The 24,794-nt window shown below is 68.9% G+C and carries 21 protein-coding genes and 1 tRNA gene; 13 read left to right on the top strand and 9 right to left on the bottom strand.

Features of this window, described 5'->3' with window-relative positions:
- Nucleotides 1-16: 16 nt before the first annotated feature.
- Nucleotides 17-892 carry an acyl-CoA thioesterase gene (locus ACFVDO_RS03030; protein ID WP_378859630.1) on the bottom strand — a complete coding sequence of 292 codons (876 nt, stop codon included), beginning with the start codon at nucleotides 890-892 and terminating at the stop codon, nucleotides 17-19.
- A gap of 66 nt (nucleotides 893-958) precedes the next feature.
- Between ACFVDO_RS03030 and ACFVDO_RS03025 the strand changes: the two genes are divergently transcribed.
- Nucleotides 959-1,630 carry a hypothetical protein gene (locus ACFVDO_RS03025; protein ID WP_378859631.1) on the top strand — a complete coding sequence of 224 codons (672 nt, stop codon included), beginning with the start codon at nucleotides 959-961 and terminating at the stop codon, nucleotides 1,628-1,630.
- Here ACFVDO_RS03025 and ACFVDO_RS03020 read toward each other — a convergent pair.
- The 4 genes from ACFVDO_RS03020 to pepN form a co-directional block, all read right to left on the bottom strand.
- The gene (locus tag ACFVDO_RS03020; RefSeq protein ID WP_378859632.1) at nucleotides 1,627-3,288 is read right to left on the bottom strand and encodes an FAD-binding dehydrogenase; all 1,662 of its coding nucleotides are present in this window, start codon (nucleotides 3,286-3,288) and stop codon (nucleotides 1,627-1,629) included. The genes ACFVDO_RS03025 and ACFVDO_RS03020 overlap by 4 nt on opposite strands.
- A 36-nt stretch (nucleotides 3,289-3,324) precedes the next feature.
- Entirely contained in the window at nucleotides 3,325-3,756 is a 432-nt protein-coding gene (locus ACFVDO_RS03015; RefSeq protein ID WP_378859633.1) for a globin, read from the bottom strand.
- Complete coding sequence (locus ACFVDO_RS03010; RefSeq protein WP_378859634.1) at nucleotides 3,753-4,856, bottom strand: mechanosensitive ion channel family protein; 1,104 nt, start codon at nucleotides 4,854-4,856, stop codon at nucleotides 3,753-3,755. The genes ACFVDO_RS03015 and ACFVDO_RS03010 overlap by 4 nt, the downstream gene beginning before the upstream one ends.
- 86 nt (nucleotides 4,857-4,942) lie before the next feature.
- Nucleotides 4,943-7,495, bottom strand: coding sequence for an aminopeptidase N (gene pepN / locus ACFVDO_RS03005; protein WP_378859635.1), 2,553 nt, complete (start codon nucleotides 7,493-7,495; stop codon nucleotides 4,943-4,945).
- A gap of 152 nt (nucleotides 7,496-7,647) precedes the next feature.
- Here pepN and ACFVDO_RS03000 point away from each other — a divergent pair, with 152 nt between their 5' ends.
- The 7 genes from ACFVDO_RS03000 to ACFVDO_RS02970 all read left to right on the top strand — a co-directional run bounded on the left by ACFVDO_RS03000 (nucleotide 7,648) and on the right by ACFVDO_RS02970 (nucleotide 16,260).
- A complete protein-coding gene (locus tag ACFVDO_RS03000) occupies nucleotides 7,648-8,823 on the top strand; it encodes a ferrochelatase (protein WP_378859636.1) in 1,176 nt (391 codons plus the stop codon).
- Nucleotides 8,824-8,846: 23 nt separating this feature from the next.
- Nucleotides 8,847-9,332, top strand: coding sequence for a ribose-5-phosphate isomerase (locus tag ACFVDO_RS02995; RefSeq protein ID WP_378859637.1), 486 nt, complete (start codon nucleotides 8,847-8,849; stop codon nucleotides 9,330-9,332).
- 1 nt (nucleotide 9,333) lies between these two features.
- A complete protein-coding gene (locus ACFVDO_RS02990; protein WP_378859638.1) occupies nucleotides 9,334-10,332 on the top strand; it encodes an Fpg/Nei family DNA glycosylase in 999 nt (332 codons plus the stop codon).
- Between the two features lie 91 nt (nucleotides 10,333-10,423).
- Nucleotides 10,424-11,908, top strand: a complete 1,485-nt coding sequence (locus ACFVDO_RS02985; protein WP_378859639.1) for an alanine/glycine:cation symporter family protein — start codon at nucleotides 10,424-10,426, stop codon at nucleotides 11,906-11,908.
- Between the two features lie 66 nt (nucleotides 11,909-11,974).
- Nucleotides 11,975-12,616, top strand: a complete 642-nt coding sequence (locus tag ACFVDO_RS02980; protein ID WP_378859640.1) for an FMN-binding negative transcriptional regulator — start codon at nucleotides 11,975-11,977, stop codon at nucleotides 12,614-12,616.
- A complete protein-coding gene (locus ACFVDO_RS02975) occupies nucleotides 12,613-14,103 on the top strand; it encodes an amidohydrolase (RefSeq protein WP_378859641.1) in 1,491 nt (496 codons plus the stop codon). The genes ACFVDO_RS02980 and ACFVDO_RS02975 overlap by 4 nt, the downstream gene beginning before the upstream one ends.
- Nucleotides 14,104-14,151: 48 nt before the next feature.
- On the top strand, nucleotides 14,152-16,260 hold the full coding sequence (locus tag ACFVDO_RS02970) for an acyltransferase family protein (protein WP_378859642.1): 2,109 nt from the start codon (nucleotides 14,152-14,154) through the stop codon (nucleotides 16,258-16,260).
- Between the two features lie 68 nt (nucleotides 16,261-16,328).
- On the opposite strand, the gene ACFVDO_RS02965 is transcribed toward ACFVDO_RS02970, so the two are convergent.
- Entirely contained in the window at nucleotides 16,329-16,814 is a 486-nt protein-coding gene (locus ACFVDO_RS02965) for a Dps family protein (protein WP_378859480.1), read from the bottom strand.
- A 129-nt stretch (nucleotides 16,815-16,943) separates the two neighbouring features.
- Between ACFVDO_RS02965 and ACFVDO_RS02960 the strand changes: the two genes are divergently transcribed.
- Both ACFVDO_RS02960 and ACFVDO_RS02955 read left to right on the top strand, forming a co-directional pair.
- Nucleotides 16,944-17,480, top strand: coding sequence for a gamma carbonic anhydrase family protein (locus tag ACFVDO_RS02960; protein ID WP_378859481.1), 537 nt, complete (start codon nucleotides 16,944-16,946; stop codon nucleotides 17,478-17,480).
- 27 nt (nucleotides 17,481-17,507) lie between these two features.
- Nucleotides 17,508-17,581: transfer RNA gene (locus ACFVDO_RS02955), tRNA-Ile, on the top strand.
- Nucleotides 17,582-17,592: 11 nt separating this feature from the next.
- Here ACFVDO_RS02955 and ACFVDO_RS02950 read toward each other — a convergent pair.
- Complete coding sequence (locus ACFVDO_RS02950; RefSeq protein WP_378859482.1) at nucleotides 17,593-18,843, bottom strand: alpha/beta fold hydrolase; 1,251 nt, start codon at nucleotides 18,841-18,843, stop codon at nucleotides 17,593-17,595.
- Nucleotides 18,843-20,843, bottom strand: a complete 2,001-nt coding sequence (locus ACFVDO_RS02945; RefSeq protein ID WP_378859483.1) for a DUF262 domain-containing protein — start codon at nucleotides 20,841-20,843, stop codon at nucleotides 18,843-18,845. Before ACFVDO_RS02945 ends, ACFVDO_RS02950 begins: the two co-directional genes overlap by 1 nt.
- Nucleotides 20,844-21,017: 174 nt before the next feature.
- On the opposite strand from ACFVDO_RS02945, the gene ACFVDO_RS02940 reads away from it, so the two are divergent.
- Together ACFVDO_RS02940 and ACFVDO_RS02935 are read left to right on the top strand one after the other, a co-directional pair.
- Nucleotides 21,018-21,791 carry a hypothetical protein gene (locus tag ACFVDO_RS02940; RefSeq protein WP_378859484.1) on the top strand — a complete coding sequence of 258 codons (774 nt, stop codon included), beginning with the start codon at nucleotides 21,018-21,020 and terminating at the stop codon, nucleotides 21,789-21,791.
- Nucleotides 21,792-21,960: 169 nt separating this feature from the next.
- Nucleotides 21,961-22,464 carry a DUF3145 domain-containing protein gene (locus tag ACFVDO_RS02935; protein ID WP_378859485.1) on the top strand — a complete coding sequence of 168 codons (504 nt, stop codon included), beginning with the start codon at nucleotides 21,961-21,963 and terminating at the stop codon, nucleotides 22,462-22,464.
- A gap of 126 nt (nucleotides 22,465-22,590) precedes the next feature.
- On the opposite strand, the gene ACFVDO_RS02930 is transcribed toward ACFVDO_RS02935, so the two are convergent.
- A complete protein-coding gene (locus tag ACFVDO_RS02930; protein WP_378859486.1) occupies nucleotides 22,591-23,994 on the bottom strand; it encodes a PLP-dependent aminotransferase family protein in 1,404 nt (467 codons plus the stop codon).
- A 96-nt stretch (nucleotides 23,995-24,090) separates the two neighbouring features.
- Here ACFVDO_RS02930 and ACFVDO_RS02925 point away from each other — a divergent pair, with 96 nt between their 5' ends.
- On the top strand, nucleotides 24,091-24,747 hold the full coding sequence (locus ACFVDO_RS02925) for a YitT family protein (RefSeq protein WP_378859487.1): 657 nt from the start codon (nucleotides 24,091-24,093) through the stop codon (nucleotides 24,745-24,747).
- Nucleotides 24,748-24,794 lie beyond the last annotated feature (47 nt).

Below are 24,794 nucleotides of genomic sequence, written 5' to 3'. Positions count from 1 at the left end.
GGCGGCGCCGTCGTCGTCAGTCGCCGGACGGCACCCGGATCATGATCTCCTGCGCGACGCTGGCGACCAGGATGCCGTCCCGGGTGTAGATCCGGCCAGCAGCGAGGCCGCGCCCGCCGCGGGCGTTGGGCGACTCCTGCACGTACAGCAGCCAGTCGTCCACACGTGCCGGGCGGTGCCACCACATCGCGTGGTCGAGGCTTGCGACCTTGAGTCCGTGCTCGGCCCAGGACAGGCCGTGGGCGCGCAGGATCGACTCCTGGATGGACATGTCGCTGAGGTAGGCGAGAGAGGCGCGGTGCAGACTCGGAGCATCCGGCAGCGGCGCGCGCATCCGCATCCAGACCGCCTGCGCGGCCACGCGCTCGGCGCCGGCCTCGACGTAGATCGGTCCGTCGACGTGACGCATGTCCACGGGGCGATCGGTGAGCATGCGCTGCGACAGCGGATGGATGTCGGGCGAAAGCGCCTCGTCGTTGGACAGGCTCTCGGGGTCGGGAACGCCCTCCGGCATCGGTGCCGCATGCTCGAGACCTGGGCCGTCGTCCTGGAACGACGCGATCATCGAGAAGATCGGCACACCGTTCTGATACGCCTGCGCACGCCGGGTGGAGAACGAGCGTCCGTCATGGATGCGGTCCACGGCGATCGTGATGCCCTTGGAGGCATCACCGGGCCGCAGGAAGTACCCGTGCATCGAGTGCAGGATCCGACCCTCGGCGACCGTCCGCTCCGCTGCGATGACCGACTGCGCGAGCACCTGACCGCCGTAGATGCGGCCGGTGGGCATCGGATGCGAGATGCCGGTGAAGATGTCCTCGGTCGTGCGGGCTCCCGACACGTCCAGAGACAGTACTTCCAGCAGTCCGTCGACCGTCTCCTGTGCGTCCATCGCCTGCCTTTCGCTCGATGACGCCGGCCGGGTCGGCTCGGGGCACCGATGGATAGTCTAGATGTCGTGTCCCCACGTCTCGTCCTCGCCGATGCCCACACCGCCCAGGACGTGCTGACGTTCCTCGGCCGCTCCCATGCGATCTCGGATGATGGAGTACGGCTGCAGGCGGCGAACGGCGTGCTCGCGCTCACCGCTGCGGCACTTGCTCCGCAGGGGCTCTTCGACCGCACTCCGACGGTGCTGGCCATGCGCATCGTGCATGCCGACCCCGAGCTGGAGTGCGACATCGTCGTGGACGACCTGTCCGACACCGACGACGGTCGGATGCTGCAGCTGCCCGACACCAGCCGTTCGCCCGCCTGGGCCGGAGTCGCCCCGCCCCGCGGTGGCTGGCTGCCGCGCGGTTCACTGGATGCCGCACTGATCGCCGAGCGCTCTCAGTGGGGCATGTCCGCCGTCGCGCGCGGCGCCGGCACCCAGTCGGGTGAGGAGATCGTGCGCAGCGTCCGGGCATCCGTCTGGGGCGAGCCCGACGAGGATCTTCTCGGCCTGCCGCGTGGGGTCGCGTTCGCCGCGCAGGCGTTCGGCTTCCTCGGAGGTGTCGAGCAGGTGCCGGTGACGGTCTCTGGCCGCTGGACGCGCCTCGCGTTCCGCCGCGGTCACGTGCTCAGCCGCGGGCCGGCCGTCACCGGCCTGACGGCCGTGCGCGCGACCGGCGCCGCCGACGAGTCTTAGCGCGCCGCGGCGCGGCCCGCCTGGCGCCCGGAGAACAGGCAGCCGCCGAGGAACGTGCCCTCCAGAGCGCGGTAGCCGTGCACGCCGCCGCCGCCGAAGCCGCTGGCCTCGCCCGCGGCGTACAGTCCGGGGATCGGCGCGCCGGACGAGTCCAGAGCGCGACCGTCGAGATCGGTCTGGATGCCGCCCAGCGACTTCCTGGTCAGCACGTGCAGCTTGACGGCCACCATCGGGCCCGCAGACGGATCCTGCAGGCGGTGCGGCGGGGCGGTGCGGATCAGCTTGTCGCCGCGGTAGGCGCGCATCGAGCGCAGCATCCCGATCTGGGCGTCCTTGGTGAAGTCGTTCTCGATCTCGCGGTCGCGGGCGATCACCTCGCGGCGCAGCCGATCTAGGTCCAGCGCCTCGCCGCCGGGCATCGCCGCCATGCCGGCCAGCAGCGTCTCCAGATCGTCCTCCACGACGAAGTCCGGGCCCTCGTCGAGGAACGCCTGCACGGGGCCCGTGGGCCCCTTCGCCAGCCGCGACTTCAGCAGCAGCTGCACGTCCTTGCCGGTGAGATCCGGGTTCTGCTCGCTGCCGGACAGCGCGAACTCCTTCTCGACGATCTTCAGCGAGGTGACGAACCAGGAGTGGTCGTGCCCTGTCGCACGCAGGTGCGCGAGAGTGCCGAGCGTGTCGAATCCGGGGAACAGCGGCACGGGCAGGCGGGCGCCGGTGGCATCCAGCCACAGTGACGACGGGCCGGGCAGGATGCGGATGCCGTGCGAGGGCCACACCGGATCCCAGTTGGTGATGCCCTCGACGTAGTGCCACATGCGGTCCTCGTTGATGAGCCGCGCGCCGGCCGACCGAGCGACCTCATGCATCGATCCGTCGACGTAGGCGGGAACACCGGTCAGCATGTGCTGCGGGGGAGTGCCGAGCCGCTCCGGCCACATCTTGCGTACGAGGTCGTGGTTGCCGCCGATGCCGCCGGATGCCACGATCGTCGCGCCCGCGGTGATCTCGAACGACCCGACGACCTCGCGACTGCTCTTCTCGCCGCGGTCGGCGGGGCTGTCGGCCAGCACGTCGCCGTGCGCGCCGGTGACAGCGCCGTCCGCGCCGGTGAGCGCCGTGACGCGGTGGCGGGGGAGCACGGTGAGCCGTCCGGCCTTCTCCGCCTCGAACAGTGCGTCGGCGAAGGGTGCGACGATGCCGGGGCCGGTGCCCCAGGTGATGTGGAAGCGCGGCACGGAATTGCCGGGGCCGATCGCGCCGTACCCACCGCGCTCGGCCCAGCCGACCACAGGGAAGAAACCGACGCCGCGCTCGCGCAGCCAGGCGCGCTTCTCGCCGGCCGCGAACTGCAGATACGCCTCCGCCCAGCGCCGCGGCCATTCATCCTCCGGACGGTCGAACCCGGCGTTGCCGAACCAGTCCTCGCGGGCGAGGTCCAGCGAGTCGCGGATGCCCATCCGGCGCTGCTCGGGGGAGTCGATGAAGAACAACCCGCCGAACGACCACCAGGCCTGGCCGCCGAGGTTGGAGCGTGGTTCCTGATCGATCACGGTGACGCGCCGGCCGGCGGCCACGGCCTCGGCCGCGGCGACGAGGCCGGACAGGCCCCAGCCGATGACGAGCACATCGGTCTCGTCGGTACGGGGTGCGGACATGGCGACTCCTTCGTCGTCGATGCGGAAGAGCGGATGCTACGAGGTGAGGCCCAGATCGGGTCGGGTCTGCGCCTGCTGGATCGGGCCGACACCGGAGGGCTCGAAGGTGTTCACGAGCGAATGCGCCGCGCGCTGCAGGTAGTCCCAGAACGTCGCCTCGTGCATCGGGGAGAGCTCCGCCTCGTCGAGCGCTGTGCGCATGTGTGCGAGCCAGCGGTCACGGGCGTCCGGGTCGATGTGGAACGGCACGTGCCGCATCCGCAGCCGGGGATGGCCGCGCTGCTCGCCGTAGGTGGACGGACCGCCCCAGTACTGCTCGAGGAACATCCGCAGCCGCTCCTGGGCGGGGCCGAGGTCCTCTTCGGGGTACATCGGGCGCAGCACGGGGTCGGCGGCGACCTCGCGGTAGAACACGCGCACGATCTTCTCGAAGGTCTCGTGCCCGCCGATCTCGTCGTAGAACGTCACTTCTTCGTCCCGCCTTCCGCGCCGCTCTCGGGCTTCGTGTCTCCGGACTTCTTCCGGCGCCAGACGCCGCGATCCACGACCGGCACGCCCGTCACCGGAGTGGGGCGGGTCTTCGGCGGGTTGGCACCGCGCACGCGGCGCGCGCCGTCCAGGCCCGTGGGGACCACGCCGACGAGACTGGGCAGGGCGATCTGCTTCTCGTCGAAAGTCTTCTTCAGGCGCGCGCGCAGCTCCTGTGCCACGTCGTCCTTCGCGTTCGCCCTGGTCTTGATGACGACGCGCACCACCAGCGCATCACCGTCGATCGACTCCAGGCCCCAGATCTCGGGCTTCTCGATGATCCTGGTGCGCCACTTCGGATCCTTCGCGAGAGCCTGGGCGGTCTCCAGCATCGACTGCTCGACATCGTCGAGATCGCTGTCGGCCGGCAGGCCAAGGTCGACGATCACGCGCGCCCAGCCCTGGGACATGTTGCCGATGCGGGTCACTTCGCCGTTGCGCACGTACCAGAGCGTGCCGTTGACATCGCGGACCTGGGTGATGCGGACGCTGACGTACTCTACGACGCCGGTGGCGAGGCCCAGGTCGACCACGTCGCCGATGCCGATCTGGTCCTCGGCGACGATGAACATGCCGTTCAGCACGTCCTTGACGATGTTCTGCGCGCCGAAGCCGAGGCCGGCGCCGACCGCGGCCGTGAGCAGGGTCAGAGAGCCGAGGATGTCGGGGTTGATCGCCGAGACGATGAGCACGAGCGCCACGATCACGAGGGTGACGTTCACGATGTTCTGCAGGATGGTGCCGAGGGTGCGGGTGCGCTGCACAAGGCGCATGTCTGCGAGCGGGGAGCGCTCCAGCGCGACCGTGTCGGTCACTGCTGCCTTGTTCTTCGCGTTGTCCACGATGCGGTGCACGACGCGGCGGATGACCAGGCGCAGCACGAAGGCGATCGCGATGCAGACGGCGACGATGATCGCGATGTGAAGGAGCTTGGCGCCGATGGCGGTCAGCACGCCGAGGATCGCCTCCCCGGACCAGGGTGCGGGATCAGTGGACGCGGTCGGAGCCGGTGTCGCGGCAGCAAGCGGGAGAAGAAGCATCCCCTCGATTCTACTGATGAGGCCTCTCCGCACGCTGTGCGCGGAGAGGCCTCACCGGGGCTTTCAGAACTCTGGGTCCGCGGGGATCAGTCGTCGGCGTCGCGAGACTGCGCGGCGAGGGCGCGCTCCACATCGGCCAGGTTCTCGTGCACGAGGCGGCGCAGCGCGGGGGCGGCATCCTGGTTCGACGACAGCCAGGCGCGCGTGGCATCCCGGAGTTCGACGGTCGCGAGCGACCGCGGGTACAGACCGACCACGAGGTAGTCGGCGATCTGGTAGGTGCGCGACGTCCAGATCGGCAGCAGCATCTCGAAGTACTTCGGCACGAAGTCGCCGAGCACCTCGACACCGGAGGGGTGCACGAAGCCGGCGGCGGCAGCGCGCACGATCGTGTTCGGCAGGTCGGCGTTGTCCACCAGCGAGGTCCATGCGGTCTGCTTGGCCTCGGCGGAGGGCAGCGCGGCACGAGCCTGGGCGGCGAACTCCGCACCCTTCGAGGTGTTGTCCGCAGCCAGCGAGGCGTCGATCGTCGCAGCATCCGTGGCACCGGCGGCCGCGAGCCCGACCAGCAGCTGCCAGGACAGGTCCGCGTCGATGTCGAGGCCGGGAAGGGTGTCCTCGCCGGAGCGGAGCCGACCCACGACGCCGGCGTGCTCGGGCGTGACGAGGATGTTCGCGAAGGCGGTGACCAGCTGCAGCTGGCTGTCGCTGCCCGCAGCGGCGCCCTGCGCGAGGGACCACAGGCCGTCGGCGACCTTCTCGCGAGCGGCGGAGCGCTGCGAAGGAGTGACGTACGCCGACGCGGCGAGGCCCAGCTGGGCCAGCGTGGTGCGGATGGTGGTCGACTCGGTCTCGCGGCCGATGTTGCCGAGCACCAGGTCGATGTAGTCGCTCGCGCTGCTCTCGGCGTCGCGAGTCTGATCCCAGGCCGCGCCCCACACGAGCGAGCGGGCGAGCGGGTCGCTGATGTCGGAGAGGTGCTCGATGGCGGTGGCCAGCGACTTCTCGTCGAGGCGGATCTTCGCGTACGCGAGGTCCTTGTCGTTCAGCAGCACCAGTGCGGGCCGCTTCAGCCCCTGCAGTTCGGGCAGCTCGGTGCGGTCGCCGTCGACGTCCACCTCGACGTAGTGCGTGCGCACCAGGGCGCCGGCCTCGAGGTCGTAGAAGCCGATGCCCAGACGGTGCGGGCGGATGGTCGGGTAGTCGGCCGGGGCGGTCTGCGTGACGGCGAACCGGGTGATGACGCCGCTGGAGTCCTCGGCCACGACGGGGGCGAGGGTGTTCACGCCTGCGGTCTCGAGCCACTTCTTCGACCACGTGGTCAGGTCGCGGCCGCTGGTGCGCTCGAGCTCGACGAGCAGATCGCTGAGCTCGGTGTTGCCCCAGGAGTGCTTCTGGAAATAGGCCGAGACGCCGGCGAAGAACGCGTCGATGCCCACCCAGGCGGTGAGCTGCTTGAGCACCGATCCGCCCTTGGCGTAGGTGATGCCGTCGAAGTTGACCAGCACGTCCTCGAGGTCGTTGATCTCGGCGACGACCGGGTGCGTGGAGGGCAGCTGGTCCTGCCGGTACGCCCAGGTCTTCTCCATGGCGTTGAACGTGGTCCACGCCTCGGTCCACTCGGTGGCCTCGGCAGTGGCGATGGTCGAGGCCCACTCGGCGAACGACTCGTTCAACCAGAGGTCGTTCCACCACTTCATGGTGACCAGGTCGCCGAACCACATGTGCGCGAGCTCGTGCAGGATCGTGACGACGCGGCGCTCCTTGACCGCGTCGGTGACCTTGCTGCGGAACACGTAGGTCTCCGTGAAGGTGACGGCGCCGGCGTTCTCCATGGCCCCCGCGTTGAACTCGGGCACGAACAGCTGGTCGTACTTCGCGAACGGGTACGGCACGCCGAACTTCGACTCGAAGTAGGCGAAGCCCTCACGGGTCTTGTCGAAGATGTAGTCGGCGTCGAGGTGCTGCCACAGGCTCTTACGACCGTAGACGCCGAGCGGGATGACGCGGCCGGAGGCGCTGGTCAGCTCGGAGAACACCGACTCGTAGGGACCGGCGACGAGCGCGGTGATGTACGAGGAGATTCGGGGGGTGGGGTCGAAGCCCCACGTGGCGATCGTGGTGTCGTCGTGCACGATCGGCTCGGGCGTGGGCGAGTTCGACACGACCTTCCAGGCCGACGGCGCGGTGACCGTGAACTGGAACGTCGCCTTCAGATCGGGCTGCTCGAAGACCGCGAAGACGCGGCGGGAGTCGGGCACCTCGAACTGGGAGTACAGGTAGACCTCGCCGTCGACCGGGTCGACGAAGCGGTGCAGGCCCTCGCCCGTGTTGGTGTACAGGCAGTCCGCGTCCACGACGAGCACGTTCTCGGCCTGCAGGCCCTCGAGCGCGATGCGGGAGTCCGCGAACACCGCGCTGGGATCGAGCTGCTCACCGTTGAGCGAGATCTCGCGCACGTCGCGGGCGATGAGGTCGATGAAGGTGAAGGCCCCCGGGGTCGCAGTGAAGCGCACGACGCTGCGCGATCCGAACACCTCGTCGCCCTTGGTGAGGTCGAGCGTGACCTCATAGGACTGCGTGTCGATGACGGCGCGGCGCTCCTGCGCTTCGATGCGGGTGAGGTTCTCTCCAGGCACAGCTCTTCTCCCAGTGGTGAGGGGGTGTCGCCACGGTCCGGCGCTGCTGGCGCCGACGGCAACCATGACAGCCTACGCCAGGCACCCGTGCCACCGAATTCCACGGCCCGCGGGATCGGGACTCTCATAGGGAGCGGTGAAAAGATTATGAGGTGACTGTGACTCCCGTCGATATCGTTCCCTTCGCATCTCCTGCCGCAGCTTCCGGCGCACCGTTCGTGGAGACGCCCGTCGCCTACGACGCGCTGATCCTCGCGAGCTTCGGCGGGCCGGAGGGGCAGGACGACGTGATCCCGTTCCTGCGCAACGTCACGCGCGGCCGCGGCATCCCGGATGAGCGACTCGAGGAGGTCGCGCACCACTACCGGCATTTCGGCGGGGTCAGCCCGATCAACGCGCAGAACCGCGACCTGAAGGCCGCACTCGAGGCGGAGATCGCCCGTCGTGGCCTCGACCTGCCCGTCTACTGGGGCAACCGGAACTGGGGTCCCTACCTCGACGAGGCGTTCACCCAGGCGGCCGCCGACGGCCACAAGACCCTGCTGGTGCTGGCCACCAGCGCGTACAGCTCCTACTCCAGCGACCGCCAGTACCGCGAGGACATCGCGCGCGCGATCACCGACGCCGGTCTGGAGCAGCAGGTGACGGCCGACAAGGTGCGACTCTTCTTCGACCACCCCGGCTTCGTCGCGCCGTTCCAGGAGGGTGTGGCGGATGCCGTTCGGCAGCTGCTCGACGACGGCGTCGATGCCTCGAAGATCCATGTGCTGTTCTCCACGCACAGTATCCCGACCGGTGACGCGGAGCGCTCCGGCCCTCGGGACGTCGACTGGGGCGAGGGTGGCGCATACGCCGCGCAGCACCGCGCGGTCGCGGAGTACATCATGGCGAACCTGCCGGTCGGCGGGGGAGTGCTGCCCTGGGAGCTCGTCTTCCAGTCCCGCTCCGGTCCGCCGACCCAGCCGTGGCTCGAGCCCGACGTCAACGACGTCATCGGCGAGCTGCCCTCCCGCGGCGCGGAGGCCGTCGTGATCGTCCCGCTCGGCTTCGTGAGCGACCACATGGAGGTGCTGTGGGACCTGGACACCGAGGCGATGCAGGCTGCCGAGGAGGCCGGCATCCGGGCGGTGCGCACGCCGACCCCCGGCATCCACCCGGCCTTCGTCGCCGGGCTCGTCGACCTCGTCGAGGAGCGTGTCGAGGGGATGCCGGCAGCGCAGCGCCCGCACGTCACTGCGCTCGGCCCCTGGTACGACGTGTCCCGACCTGGTGACTGCGAGAACGCGCGCCTGGGATTCCGTCCGGCCGCGGCAGGGCTCGCGCCCTGAGTCGCGCTTCTAGGATGGATGCCATGCGCATCCACCTCGCCACCGATCACGCCGGACTCGACTTCTCCACCCGTCTGCAGGAGCACCTGCGTGCGGCCGGACACGACGTGGTCGACCACGGCCCGCTGTCCTACGACCCGGTGGACGACTACCCGGCGTTCTGCATCCGAGCGGCGCAGGCCGTCGTCGCCGATCAGGCGGCAGGGGTCGAGGCGCTGGGCGTGGTCTTCGGTGGTTCGGGCAACGGCGAGCAGATCGCGGCGAACAAGGTGGCGGGCATCCGCGCGGCGCTGGTGTGGAACCTGTCCACCGCCGAGCTGGCCCGTGAGCACAACGACGCCAACGTGATCTCGATCGGTGCGCGTCAGCACACCTTCGATGAGGTGACCTCGTTCATCGACCTGTTCATCGCGACGCCGTTCTCGGACGAGGAGCGGCATGTTCGGCGTATCGGCCAGATCGCCGACTTCGAGCGCGACGGCTCCCTGCTGCCGGACCCGCGGGCCTGAGATGCCCGAGGGCCACTCCGTCCACCGCATCGCTCGTCAGTTCGACCGCAACTTCGTGGGCCGCGAGGTCATGGCGTCCAGCCCGCAGGGCCGGTTCGCCGAAGGCGCCGAGTTCCTCAGCGGTCGTGAGCTGCTCGATGCGAAGGCCGTCGGCAAGCAGATGTTCCTCGGCTTCGACGGCGACGCCTGGCTGCGCGTGCACCTCGGACTGTACGGAGCATGGGACTTCGCGGGGGAGATCCTCGTCGACCCGACCATCGCCTCCGCCAACGGGCGGATGGGGCAGACGAACCAGCGCGGAACGGATCTGGACGCGCCGATCCTGGACGACGCGGGCGAGAACTCACTCACCTCGATCGGCGCACCTCGGCGAACCCGCGTGCATGTGCGGATGTCGGAGCAGACCAAGGGCCTCGAGGACGAGGGCGACGAGTGGCCGCCGCCCGTGGTCGGTCAGGTGCGCGTCCGCCTGCTGACGGACGTCACCTGCGCAGATCTGCGCGGCCCGACAGCCTGCCAGGTGCAGACGCCCGACGAGATGCTCGCCACGATCGCGAAGCTCGGGCCGGACCCGCTGGTGGGCGACCCCGCCGAGGGCGAGGAGCGATTCACGGCGGCGGTGCGGAAGAAGGGCACCCCGATCGCACTGCTGCTGATGGACCAGGCGGTCGTCAGCGGCATCGGCAACGTGTATCGCGCCGAGATGCTGTTCCGTGCGCGGCTGAACCCGCACACGCCAGGCAAGCAGGTGCCCGAGGATGTCGTCCGCGAGCTGTGGCAGGACTGGGTGCGGCTGCTGGCGATCGGGGTCGAGACCGGCCAGATGATGACCATGGACGAACTCTCACCGGACGAGTACCGCGCCGCGATGGCCAGTCGCGATGACCGGCACTGGGTCTATCACCGCGCGGGCCTCCCGTGCAGGGTGTGCGGTACCGAGATCGCGCTCGAGGAGATCGGTGCACGCAAGCTGTACTGGTGCCCCTCCTGCCAGCGCTGAAACGCCGCCGCACCGGCGCCGGGTAGAAGCCTGTGAGCGCGCTGTGAAAGGATGACCGGACTCTCTGCAACGACGCACGACAGGAGATCCGATGGACCTTTCCGGCCTGCAAACCGTACTCGAGGCGATCAGCCGATGGATCTGGGGGCCCTGGATCCTCATCCCGCTCCTGCTGGGAACAGGGCTCTATCTGACGATCCGCCTCGGCGGCATCCAGTTCCTCCGGCTCGGCTCCGCGCTGCGCCTGGGCATCTTCACCCGCAAGGACCCGGGCGCCGACGACGGCGACATCTCGCAGTTCCAGGCACTCACGACGGCATTGGCCGCGACGGTGGGCACCGGCAACATCGTCGGTGTCGCGACCGCGATCGGCATCGGCGGCCCGGGTGCACTGTTCTGGATGTGGGTGACCGGCCTGCTCGGCATGGCCTCGAAGTACTCCGAGGCGTTCCTCGGCGTGCGATTCCGTAAGACGGATGCCGCAGGGGAGAAGTCCGGCGGTCCGCAGTACTACCTGGAGCGCGGCATCCCGAACAGGTTCGGGAAGTTCCTCGCGCTGTTCTTCGCGATCGCCGCGGTGTTCGCCTGCTTCGGCATCGGCAACATGACCCAGGGCAACTCGATCGCCACGAACATGGAGAACAGCTTCAACGTGCCGACCTGGGTGACCGGGCTCGTGCTCACGGCCTTCGCCATGCTGGTGCTCGTCGGCGGCATCAAGTCGATCGCCCGCGTGACCGCGGGGCTGGTGCCGATCATGATCATCTTCTACGTGCTCGGGGCGCTGTACATCCTGATCGCGAACATCGCCGATGTGCCCGCCGCCTTCGCACAGATCTTCACCGACGCATTCACCGGCACGGCTCCGGTCGGCGGTTTCGCCGGTTCTGCGATCATCATCGCGGTGCAGTTCGGCGTCGCCCGCGGCATCTTCTCCAACGAGTCCGGCATGGGCTCCGCGGCGATCGCAGCGGCCGCTGCCAAGACCACGCACCCGGTGCGTCAGGGGCTCGTGTCGATGACGCAGACCTTCATCGACACGATCATCGTCGTGACCTGCACCGGACTGGTCATCATCACCACGGGTGTGTGGGACATGGTCGACTCCGAGACCGGCAAGCAGATCAGCGCTGCGCTGATGACCGGTGAGGCGTTCTCGCACGGCCTGCCGGGGGAGTGGGGCCACTACATCGTCACCATCGGCCTGGTGATGTTCGCCGGCTCGACGATCCTGGGCTGGTCCTACTACGGCGAGCGCTGCATCGAGCGGCTGATGGGCCGACGAGCCGTGATGCCGTTCCGCGTGATCTTCTCGCTCGTGGTGTTCATCGGGTGCACGGTGCAGCTCGGCGTCGTCTGGGCGTTCTCCGACGTCATGAACGGCCTGATGGCGATCCCGAACCTCATCGGTCTGCTGATCCTGTCGGGGCTGATCGCCCGAGAGACGAAGAAGTACCTGGACAACGATCCGAAGCTGCTCGCGACGAAGGAGCAGATCGACGTGTTCATGGCCGACGATCGTGACTTCCAGGAGTGGAAGACGCAGGCGGTCCCGGTGGTCGCCTCCAGGCAGTAGCGGACACGGTCGCGGCGGTCCCTGGGAGGCGATCCCCGGGGGCCGCCGTCGCCGTAATCTGGTCTCATGCGCCAGAACCCGAGCTTCGCGATGACCGATGTGACCGAGCTGAGGCGGGTGATCGCGCAGAACCCGTGGGCGACTCTGGTCGCGACCGGGCCCGACGGGCTCGTCGCCTCGCACTACCCTGTGCTGCTCGACCCCGACCGCGAAGACCTGACCGTGGTCGGGCACGTGGGCAAGCCCGACGATCAGGTGCTGGGGCTGGGCGAGACCGAGCTGCTGCTCGTCTTCGAAGGGCCGAACGGCTACATCTCGCCGAACTGGTACGGCGACATCAAGGCGGTACCCACCTGGAACTATGTGGCGGTGCACCTGGCCGGCATCCCGGAGATCGTCGACACCCAGACGAATCTGAAGATCCTCGACGAGCTGGTCGCGCACTTCGAGTCCCGCCTGCCGCAGCCGCGGCTGATGTGGCAGGCTCCGAACACCGACGAGTTCGTGCGCGTGCTCGAGGCGGGCACCGTCGGATTCCGGCTGACCCCCACCCGAGTGACAGCCAAGCGCAAGCTCAGCCAGAACAAGCCCGACGACGTCGTCGAGAACGTGATCGCCGAGCTGGACGGCGACGGCGCGTATTCGCATCCCGCTCTCGCGGCCGAGATGCGCCGCGCGCACGAGGCACGTCTGGCGCACCGCGGATGAGCGCCGATCTGCTGCTGCGGGCCGTACGGGTCGCCGGTCCCGGACGAGAGCTGCTGCCCACCGACGATCCGGTCGACATCCTCGTGCAGGACGGTGTGATCGCCGACATCGCCCCGACCGGCAACCTGCGCGCGCCCATCGAGGTGATCGACGGCGAGGGCGCCTGGGCGGTGCCCGGGCTCTGGGACAACCACGTGCACACCGTGCAATGGGCGCTCACCGCGCAGCGCGAGCCGCTGCACGACGCCACGAGTGCAGCGGATGCCGCGGCACGGATGTCTGCTGTCGCGCCGCTGCCCGACGGACGTCGGATCGGCACGGGATTCCGGGATGCGCTCTGGCCGGATGTGCCGTCGCGCGAGCTGCTGGACGCCGCGACGGGTGGGGTGCCGACGTATCTGCTCAATGCCGACGTGCACAGCGTCTGGCTGAACACGTCGGCTCTGCGGCGCGAGGGCTTCGAAGGCCAGGACGACGACGGGATGCTGCGCGAGCTGCCGGCCTTCGAGATCTCGCGAAGGCTGAATGCGGTCGACGAGCCGATGGCCGACGCCGCGGTCGCGGAGGCTGGGCGTCGCGCGGCCGCACGCGGCATCGTGGGTCTTGTCGACTTCGACATGGGTTGGAACGCCGATGCCTGGCAGCGACGCATCGCCGCGGGGTTCGACGCGCACCGCGTCGAGTTCGCGGTCTACCCGCACGATCTGGAGCGCGCCATCGATGCCGGCCTGCGCACCGGGGAGGCGTGCGAGCGGCCTGGGACACCAGACACCGTGAGGGGACTGATCCACGTCGGCCCCCTCAAGATCATCACCGACGGGTCGCTGGGCACGCGCACCGCCGCGTGCTCGCACCACTACCCGGGCGATGCCGCGAACTTCGGCGTGCTCACCGTGCCGCCGGAAGAGCTCGCGACCCTCTTCACGACCGCGACCGGTGCAGGACTCGCTGTGGCCGCGCACGCCATCGGCGACCGAGCGGTCACGGCCGTCCTGGACGCGTTCACCAGCACCGGGGCCGTCGGCACCGTCGAGCACGCCCAGCTCGTGCGCCACGCCGACCTCGCGCGCTTCGCTCGGCTCGGCGTGATCGCGAGTGTGCAGCCGCAGCACGCGCTGGACGATCGCGATCTCGTCGGGCGCCTCTGGGCCGAGCAGACCTCGATCGGCTACCCGCTGGCCGCGCTGCGTGATGCCGGCGTCGAGATCCGCTTCGGCTCGGACGCTCCCGTGACCGCGCTCGACCCGTGGCACGCGATCTCAGCGGCCGTCACGAGGACGGACGACGACCGCGAGCCATGGCATCCGGAGGAGCGGCTCACGGTCGACCAGGCGCTCGCTGCCGCCGCTCGTACCGAGATCCGACTGGGCGCAGCCGCCGATCTGGTGCTCTGCGGTCGCGACCCGCGCACCGCCTCGGGGCCGCAGCTGCGAACGATGCCCGTGCTCGCCACGGTCCTCGGGGGGAGGGCCACGCACACGGCATGACAGGCCGTCGCTCCGGGCGAGCGAGCGGCCGCACGCTAGGGTCGTATGGTGCAGTCAGAAGCAGTCGCGCCCACCCGCAAAGCCCTGCGACGGGAACGTTCGCCGGAGCATGCGGCGGGAAATCGGTTCATCCCGCACGTTCAGGGGCTCCGTGCGATCGCAGTGCTCTTCGTGGTGCTCTACCACTTCTGGCCGGGCCGGCTCAGCGGCGGCTATGTCGGTGTCGACATCTTCTTCGTCATCTCGGGCTTCCTCATCACCTCGCACCTGGCCAGGGAGCTCACCTCGACAGGAACGGTGAAGCTGGGTCAGTTCTGGGCGCGTCGTGCCCGGCGTCTGCTGCCGGCCTCCCTGCTCGTGCTCCTGTTCTGCGCTCTGGTCGCCGCATCGCCGTACCTCACGCCGACCTCGGCGCTCCCCGCCGAGATCAAGGAGATCATCGCCTCCACCTTCTACGTGGAGAACTGGTATCTCGCAGGCAACTCCGCCGACTACCTCGCGCTCTCGGGTGATCCGACGACGGTCCAGCACTACTGGTCGCTGTCCCTCGAGGAGCAGTTCTACGTGCTCTGGCCGCTGATCATGCTGCTCGCGGCATGGATCGCGGTGAAGTGGCTGCGCGGTGACCGCCTCAAGGCGGCCGCCGTCGCCATCGGTCTCGTCTCGGTCGCCTCCTTCGTCTTCTGCGTCATCTACACCGCGACGAACCCCGCACCGGCATACTTCGTCACCTTCGGCAGGATGTGGCAGTTCGGCGTGGGTGCGGTCATCGCCCTCGTCCCGATGCTGCGTGTGCGCAACGCCGTGCTCAGCTTCATCCTCGGGTGGGGCGGCATCCTGGCGCTGCTGTACACCGCGTTCCGCTTCGACGGTCAGACGCCGTTCCCCGGATACATGGCGCTGCTGCCGACCCTTGGCGCTGCGGCGATCATCTCGGCATCCAACGTCGACCGGTGGTGGTACCCGACGCGGATCCTGGCGATCCGGCCGATGCGGTTCACCGGTGACATCTCGTACAGCCTGTACCTCTGGCACTGGCCGCTGATCATCATCGCTCCGTCGGTGCCGTTCTGGGGTCTGACGATCTACCACCGGGTCGCGCTGCTCGTCATCTGCTTCGTCGTCGCCTGGCTGACGAAGAAGTTCGTCGAGGACCCCACGCGCTCGTGGAAGGTGCTCACGAGCCGTCGTCCTCGGGTCACCCTCTGGGCGGCGCTCGGCGCCATGCTCCTGGTCGGCGGCACCGCCGCGGGCGCCTGGGCGGTGAACGCCAACACGTACCAGCAGGGGGTCCAGGCGATCCAGGAGCTTCGCGAGAACCCGCCGAGCTGCTTCGGCGCGGCGGCTGTCCTCGATGACTCCTGCGCGGATGCGCCGGCTACGGACGCGATCCTGCCTGCGCCCGGCTTCGCGGGCGTCGATCGCCCCGCAGATGAGCAGTGCTTCGTCCAGCTCACCGACTCGCGTCCCGTGTCCTGCGACTTCGGATCGGATGCACCGGATGCTCCGCGCGTCGCCCTGATCGGCGACAGCCACGCCTTCCAGCTGCTCAGCACATTCGAGGACATGGCGAAGCGCGAGGGGTGGCACCTGACCACCTACTTCAAGGGCGCCTGCCCCTGGAACACCACGCCACTGTCGACGGGCGGTGCCTTCGGGGCGGCCTGCGCCGACTGGCGAACGGGCGTGGCCGACAAGCTCGCCGACGAGGATTTCGACGTCGTCTTCACTGCGGCGCTCGCGGGCACACCGTACTCCTCGGCCGGGTATGACTCCTCTCACGATGCCGCCGTGGCGGGCTACCAGAAGGCGTGGTCGACCATGACCGACCGCGGCATCCCTGTGGTGACGGTCATCGACAACCCGGCGTGGGAGACCGATCCGAACAAGTGTCTCCGCACGCGTGACCAGGCGGACTGCACGGGCCCGCGCGCCGATCTGCTTGACGAGGACGATCCGCTGCGCGCGGCCGCGGACGGTACGAAGGGCGTCACTCTCCTCGACTTCACCGACGTGTACTGCGACGACAAGACCTGCTTCCCTGTGGTGGGCGGCGCGAACGTGTACCGCGACCAGGACCACCTCACGGTGAGCTTCGTCGACACCCTCGCCCCGTATTACACCGAGGCCATCAAGAAGGCCATGAGCGCGAACTGACCCGCCTTCTCAACAGAACAGCTCCCCGGACCGAGAGGTCCGGGGAGCTGTTCTGTTGAGAGCCTCGCTCAGGCCGCGACGTGCGAGAACAGGAACCAGCGGTCCTTCTCGAGTCCGCGCTGGATCTCGATGGCGACGTCCTGGCTGGTGAGGTCGACCTCGTCGAGCCCGTCGACGGCGGCCTTCACGTCGACGAGGATCGCGTCGATGTCGGCGATCACAGCGCGGACCAGGTCGTCCGAGGCGGCGAAACCGGCCGCGACCTTGGTCGTGCCGGCCTTCTCGGCGACGGTGCTGATACGTGCGTCGATCGGCAGACCGAGGGCGACGATGCGCTCCGCGGCGGTGTCGGCGAACTCGCCCGCATTGGCCACGACGGTGTCGAGGAACTCGTGCACCCCGATGAAGTTGGCGCCGCGCACGTGCCAGTGGGCCTGCTTGCCGTTGACGACCAGGGCCTGCAGGCCGAGGACGACGGGGGAGAGGAACTGTGCCGCGGCCGCCGCGACGGTGGGATCGCCGGCAGTGGCGGGGATGGTCTTCGAAGCGCTCATGTGGTCCTCCGGGGTCGTGAATCGCTGCCTGATGTCCACAACGCTACTCAGCCTGAAATGTTCCGCAAGCAAGCTGAGGCAACGCTAACCGGCGCGGAATCACGCGGAACTTTGGGTAGTCTCACCTACATGACCGTCTCCTCCGCAGCATCCGTCCTGGCTTTGCCGGGCAAGACACCGCGACTGCACGATCACGCCTTCGTCGCCGACGGCGCCCGCATCGTCGGCGACGTGTCCCTGGCCGCGGACGCGAGCGTCTGGTACAACGCGGTGCTGCGTGCGGACTCGGCGCCGATCTCGATCGGCGCCGGCAGCAACGTGCAGGACAACGTCTCCGTGCATGTCGACAGCGGGCACGGCGTCGTCGTCGGTGAGAGGGTTTCGATCGGGCACAACGCGGTCGTGCACGGCTGCACGATCGGTGACGGTTCGCTGGTCGGTATGGGCGCCGTCGTGCTCTCCGGCGCTGTGATCGGCCGGGGATGCCTCATCGCCGGAGGCGCCGTCGTCCTCGGCGGCACCGAGGTGCCGGACGGATCGCTCGTCGCCGGCGTGCCGGCGAAGGTTCGTCGGACGCTCACCGACGAGGAGCGCGCCGGCCTCATCGAGAACGCCGAGATCTATCTGCGCCACACCCGGACGCATGAGGGTGCGACAGCGCACTGAGATCGCCCGGTAGGCTGGAGAACCTACGGGGCGGTGGCCAAGCTGGTCAAGGCAGCGGGCTCATAACCCGACGATCGTGGGTTCAAGTCCCACCCGCCCTACCGAATGCGCGTCAGCGCACGCGACGGTCGTGCGCGAGGTCGAGCAGCCGCTCGAACACGTCGCCGGACCGAAGCCCGTTGTGCTCGTACTCGCTGGTCACCCACAGCTTCATGTCCGGCAGCAGCCGAGCGGTCTCCAGGGAGTGCTCCAGCGACACGTAGACGTCGTTGACGTACACCGCGGCAGCGCCGCGAGCTCCGGATGCCGCGAGCGCCTCCGCGTCGTAGAGCGCCGGCCACTCGTGCTCGGCTAACGTCAGCGCGACATCGCGCCACGGACGGAAGGCGGGAACCGTCTCGGTCCACTCCTTGCGGATGTGCTCGCCGGTGAACAGCGTCACGTCCGAGGCGAAGTCGGCCGGCTCCACGCGCTCGGCCGACCAGCGCGTGGTCTGCGCGTCGGCGTAGCAGGACTCGTGGAAGGCGAAGTACAGCGGGTTGCGGCCGCCGAACGGCATCGCGGATGCCAGGTCGTACCGGAACGCGTTCGTGGTCGGGTCCAGTTCGAGCAGCGACCAGACCGTCTGCCAGCCGTCGTTCGTGCCCAGTGCGGAACCGACCGAGCGCATGCGCGAGGGCGAGACGACCTCACCGTCCGGGAGGATCAGCCTCCCCTCGGCGGCGAGACCGACGAGCCGGCGCATCCGCTCCCGGTGCTCGGGGAAGCGCCGGTAGTACTTCTCCGATGCCGTGCGCATCTTGTCGTAGCTGAGCGCATAGACCTCGTCGACGGTGTGCTCAACGGTGCTCAAGCCGCCCGTGGTGTACACCCGGTCCAGTGCGGACGCGTTCGTGGACAGGTACGTGAGCACGGTGAAGCCGCCGAACGACTGCCCGAGCAGGTTCCAGGACGCCGCTCCCAGTTCTGCGCGCAGCGCCTCGGCGTCCTTCACGATCGAGTCCGCGCGCAGATGCGTCAGATACTCGGCCGTGGCCTCGGAACCGAGCTCCTCCAGCAGCCGGTCGCCGACCGGTGTGGAGCGCCCTGTGCCGCGCTGATCCAGCATCACGACGCGGTGGTCGCGCAGCGCGATGTCCAGCCAGGACGGGGATGCGGGGGAGTGGAACGCCCTCGGCGCCTCGAACCCCGGTCCGCCCTGCAGGAACACCAGGTACGGCAGGTCTTCTCCGCCGTCGCGCGCGACGACGGAGGCGAACACCTCGATCGTGCGGTTGTCGGAGTCGTCGTCCCAGACGAGCGGCACCAAGATGGTGTGCTCGGTCACGGTCAGGTCCTGCATACGTCGCACCAGCGTGGTCATCACATCACGTTCCCGATGTAGGAGTACTTCACGAACACCTCGGCGGCGATGCCGGACTCCTCCAGCACGCCCTGCACGGCACCCATCATGTAGTTGGAGTCCCAACCCATGTAGATGTGGATGCCGCCGAAGTCGTCCCAATGGCCCTTCCAGGCCATCTCGTCGTAGAGCGGTCCGCCGTGGGCGGCGCTGTAGGCCAGTGCGGCGCGGCGGTCGTCTGTCCAGGCGCGTCGGAACACCCGATTGAACAGGTATCGGACGTCCTTGACCTCCCAGTGCTCGCCGCGGTACTCGACGTAGTCGAACTCGCGCTCCCAGCCCGCCGGCCAACCGCGACGGCGAACGGCGTCGAGGACCGGCGTGAGCCCGTCATCGTCGATCTCGGGCAGATCGGGGCGCGCCCAGATCCTCACGAACGCCTCGGAGAGCCGCACAGTGCGCTCGGCGATGGCAGCCGTGCCCCATGAGCTCAGCTCCGCCAGAGCGCGGGTGCCCGCCACCGCGCTGCGCGCGTACGCGTCGTCGCGCTTGTCGGGGAAGGAGGCGCCGAACACTCGCTCGGTGAGCCGCTGCTCGAGAAGGGTGAGGTTGCCGAGCGTCGGCGCCAGCGCGCGGTGGCTGTTCTGCTCGTCCTCGCTGTACTCGCTCCACGGCCGGGTGCCGTCTCCCGACCAGGCGTCGCCCGGGGCAGCGGGCACGATGTGCTCGACGTCGTAGGCGCTCGCATCCTCGACGTCGAGAAGCCGGCTCAGCACGTAAGAGGCGTAGGGGAGTTCGCTGTACTTCAGCACGGCGCTGACGCGCTCGTCCGAGGGTGTGATGCGGGCGATCGCGCGCATCAGTGCATCGGTCCCCTCCGTGCGGGCACGGCACAGGCGAGCGATCAGCCGGTCTGTCGGCAGACCCACCACGGTGCGGCGCAGGAGCAGGGCCTGCACCCACTCCATCGTGCTGATGAGCTCGTCGCGCGAGATCACGCCGCGGGCGTGGTCGTGATAGGCGCTCATCACCAGGGGATAGGCGGCGCGACCGAAGGTGTTCACGAAGCCGAGCTGGCGTCGGATGCCGGCATCCGATTCGAGCGATGGATCGAGCAGGATGCCGTAGATCTCGGCGTACTCGCGCCAGATGCCGGCATCCGCCCGCAGTCGCTCGACGTCGAAGCGCGGGAACGTTGCGCGGAACGCGCTGTACACGCCGCGCTCACCGGCGACGTCGACCTCGCGACCGGTGGTCATCACCAGGAAGTGGCGCCAGAAGGCCCCGATCGTCTCTCCGGTGAGGCGTTCGATCGGCAGCCAGTACTGCTCCTCGATCTCGAGCTGCTCGCCGTGCGAGAGTCCCATCAGGATGTAGTTGTGGATGAGCTCGTGGTCGCGGAGCGGTTCGCCGGTGGAGTTCAGGCTCTCGAAGATCTGCTGCGCGTTGGCCGCCGCACCGAGGGTGATCGAGACGTGCTCCAGCTTCTTCAGGCCCTCCCAGATGCGCGGCGCCTCGTCGGCGTGCACCTGGCTTCGGAAGAAGGCGTAGTTGTCGTCGAACCGCGACTCGCGGTCGGCGTCGTCGCGCCGATCCAGCACGACCGAGTCGTACAGGTCGGCCCAGGCATGGTGGGGGCGCAGCTTGGTGCGGGAGGAATCGTCTGCGCGGACCAGCACGCGCTCCAGCTCGGCGGCCATCGCGGGGTCCGTGTCGCGCACGGAGTGATGCAGCGCGGCGACGAGCAGCATGAGGGTGGTCACGCGCTGTTGACCGTCGATCAGGATGAGGTCGGCACCGTCGGAGGACGCGTCCTGGGCGGACAGAATCGATCCGATGAAGTGCCGGTGCCCGGCATCCTCCGCGGCGACGGCGCGGATGTCGGAGAGCAGCCTCTCGCACCCTCCGATATCCCAGCGGTACTGGCGCTGATACACCGGGACGACGATGTTCGTCGACGGTGCCGACAGCCATTCGATCGTGCTCGTTGCGGTCGCTTCGACGTTGGTTGCCGTTGCCATGACTGGGTGATGCCTCCGTGCGGCGGGAAGACGGGATCCGCCGCCACCGAGTCTATCCGGGGCGGTGTTTTACCCGGCCCGCCTCTCCAGCGCGTCCAGGGACGGGAGGTAGGCTTACCTAAGTAGGGCCTGTTAAAACTTCGCTGGCCCATTACGAAAGGACATGACTCGATCATGGGATACATCAAGTCCGCAGCCCTTGAGGACAAGGGTTTCGTCATCCTCGACAGCTACGGCGGGGAAATGGACCCGAAGGAATGGCTCGACATCGAGTATGTCGACTGGAAGTCCTCGGGTGACACGCGCTTCTCGCCGCTAGCCAGTGCCAAGGGTGAGATCGAGTGCAACGGCTTCTGGAACCACAAGCCGCCGCGCACCGACAAGGACGGCGTCTGGATCGAGTCGCAGACCGCCATCGCCCCGACGCTGACCGCGCGTGCACAGGAGCCCGGTGCCAACGTCGGCCGCTGCCGCGTCATCGAGCTGCAGCCCACGCCCTACGGCGACTGCCTCTACAACCTGCACCAGGACGACAACAACCGCCTGAACCCGGACGGCACCGGCTGGGTCGTGCGTGGATTCTTCAACCTCACCGATGACAAGGACAGCTACTTCGTCCTGCGTGAGAACCGCACCGACCCGAGCATCGAGTACCGCATCGCTCTGCCGGCTGGCGCCCAGCTGATCGTCGACACGCAGCGCCTGTGGCACGCGACCACCCACAACGGCACCGAGCCGCGCTACTGCCTGATCACCTCGTGGACCTCGGGCCCGGAGCTCGACGCCTACATCGAGAAGTACCACGGCACCGACCAGCACACCCAGTTCGAGGTCGCGCAGGACGTGCTCGAGGCCGGTTACGCCGAGCAGGCCCGCAAGGATGCCGCTCGCGCCGCGTACTACGCCGCCAAGGGCCAGCAGGAGAAGCTCGCGATGAGCGAGGCCTGATCCTCAGCGCTCCCCTCGGAACGGCCCCGATCCACGAATCGGGGCCGTTCTGTGTTACATGCTTGTCATTCCTCGGAATGTCGACGATAATCGCCGTATAACCGCATAGTCCGCCAGCATCCGTGGCTCAGGTCGTAGGGGAAGACGCACCTGATGAAACGGAGAGATCATGGCGACGGGATACGCACGGGGAGTGGTCTACATCCACTCCTCGCCTCGCGCGCTCTGCCCGCACCTCGAATGGGCGGTGGGACGCGCTCTCGGTCGTGCCGTCAACTTCGACTGGAGCGACCAGCCGGTGCAGCAGGGCACGCGCCGCGCGGAGTTCTACTGGGACGGCCCGGTCGGCACCGGCGCCGCGCTCGCGACCGCGATCCGAGGGTGGGAGCATCTGCGCTTCGAGGTCTCGGAGGATCCGACTCCGCGCAGCGACGGCGGCCGCTGGCTGCACACCCCCGATCTCGGCATCCACTACGCCCAGACGGATGCCGCGGGCAACATCGTCATCGGCGAGGACCGCATCCGGTACGCCATGGAGATCGCGGCCGGGAGCATCGCCGAGCTGCAGCGCGAGCTCGACGTGGCGCTCGGCGCGGCCTGGGACGAGGAGCTGGAGCCGTTCCGGCATGCCAGTGACGACTCCCGAGTGGTCTGGCTGCACAAGGTGGGATAACCACACACTTGCGGGAGAGGCGCGAGTAGCGGGATCCGGTGAATGCTCCCGGAGACCGAGAAGGCGAATCTCTCGCATACGACAGGAGCCCCCGCCGGGGAAGGCGGGGGCTCCGTCATGTCCGGATCAGATGACGGCGGTGCGCGGGTAGACCCCGACCGGGGGCGTCGCGCCGTGCCGCACGTCCTGCCAGGCTCGAGCGAACCGGTGCATCGCCTCGGTCGCGGTCTCGGGGTCGTGGGTGATCGGGATCCGCATCCGTCGCTCCAGCACGCCCCCTGTGGCGAAGCGCGGCCCGGGCGGCAGGATGAGTCCGTGCGACCGCGCGGCGAGGGACAGCTCCGTGGAGATGGGAGCGCCCAGGTCGATCCAAGCGGAGAGACCGCCGGGCACGTGCGACATGGTCGCTCCGTCCAGGGCTGCGATGCCGGCGGCGATCGCCTCGCGCCCCGCGGACAGCCGGGTGCGAACCTGGGCGGCGAGTTCGGGAAGGTCGTCGAGCAGTTCGACGGCGATGCACTGCTCGAGGAACGCCGTTCCCAGGTCGTAGGAGGCCCGTGTCGCGAGGATGCGGTCCACGGTGGCCCTCTCGGCTCGGATCCATCCGAGCCGCAGCCCGCCCCAGGCGAGCTTCGACAGCGAGCCGATGGTGATCACGTGCGGTCCCAGGGCGCCGAACGGCACGGGTGTCCAACCGCGATCGATGTCGAGCTCTGCGGTGGTCTCGTCGACGATGATGCGGGTGCCGGCGCTGCGTGCCGTCGCGGCGATGACCGACCGGGAACCATCCGGCAAGCTCGCCCCGGTGGGATTGTGGAAGTCCGGGATGAGGTAGGCGAGATCCGGGCGTGCACTCAGCAGGGTGTCGGTGACGTGCTCGGCGTCCCAGCCGTCGACATCCACCGGGGTCGGAAGCATCCGGTACCCGTGTCGCTGCAGAGCCTCGATCGCGTGCGGGAAGGTGGGCTGCTCGATCAGCGCCCGTTCGCCGCGGCGCCCGATCGCGCTCAGTACCAGGTTGAGCGCGTGCATCGCACCGGCCGTGATCACGATCTCGTCCGCGGAGGTAGGTGCGCCGCGCTCTGTGAAGCGCCGCGCGACGGCATCCCTGAAGTCGGGCAGCCCCTGCAGCGAGTATCCGCTGGTGCCGCGGAGTCCGGCGAGGCGGGGCAGCGCCCGCACCGTCGCGTCGTACAGACCTGGCGTCGATCCCATCGAGGCGACGGACATGTCGATCGAGTCCGCGTCGACGGCGGGCGCAGGAGCCCGCCGCTGATGCGGGAGTGTCACTCCGGTGCCCCCGCCGTGCACCCGGTGGACATAGCCGCCCTCGGCGAGCAGGTCGTAGGCGTGCGTGATCGTCGAGCGGGATCGCCGCAGCTCGAGTGCCAGCGCTCGCTCGCTCGGGAGTCGCTCACCGACGGTGAGCCTGCCGTCCAGGACGAGCGCGCGGATCTGATCCGCGAGCGACGCCGCGGAAGCGCCTGCGGCGCTCTGCACTCCGAGCAGGGTGACCAGTCGTGAGCTCATGCAGTCCATTCTGCGGCAGAGTGGACTGGAACACCCAGGCCACTTTCGCTGTGGTGGCCCGACGAACGGGTGAGGACGCTCCGACAGCATGAGGGGATGAATCTCCGATCCATCCTGCTGCCGATCTCGTGGCGAGGCCCCAGGGATCTCGGTGAGCGCCTGCTGCAGCTGGTGGCGGGTCTGTTCCTCTACGGCGTCGCGCTGGCGCTCATGATCCGCGGCGGCATCGGCGTCGCCCCCTGGGACGTCCTGTCTCTCGGGATCTCCGCGCGAACCGGTCTCGGCTACGGGCTCGTGACCAACCTCACGGCGGTGGTGGTGCTGCTGCTCTGGATCCCGCTGCGCCAGCGCCTCGGACTGGGCACGGTGCTCAACGCCCTGCTCATCGGGCCGAGCGCGGATCTGACGCTGTGGCTCGTCCCTGCGGCGCCCTCGCTGTGGGCGGGTGTGCCGCTGTTCCTGTTCGGACTCGTGCTGCTCGCCTTCGCCACCGGTCTCTACATCTCCGCGGACTTCGGCCCGGGGCCACGCGACGGGCTCATGACCGGACTGGTCCAGCGGACCGGCTGGCGGGTGTGGATCGTCCGCACACTGATCGAGGGGATCGTCCTGGTGATCGGGTTCCTGCTCGGTGGCCCCGTGGGCGTCGGCACCCTGCTGTTCGCCTTCGGCGTCGGCCCGCTGATCGGCTGGTTCCTGCCGCGTCTCACCCGGTTCCGCGGGGCGAGGACACGCGAGCTCGCCACCCGGTGACGGATACGCAAGGCGCCTCCGGGGATCTCCCCGGAGGCGCCTCGACG

The organism is Microbacterium sp. NPDC057741 (genome assembly GCF_042798735.1).
GTDB lineage: Bacteria > Actinomycetota > Actinomycetes > Actinomycetales > Microbacteriaceae > Microbacterium.
Note: the sequence above shows the minus strand (reverse complement) of the source record. Positions and strands in the feature narration are given on the sequence as shown.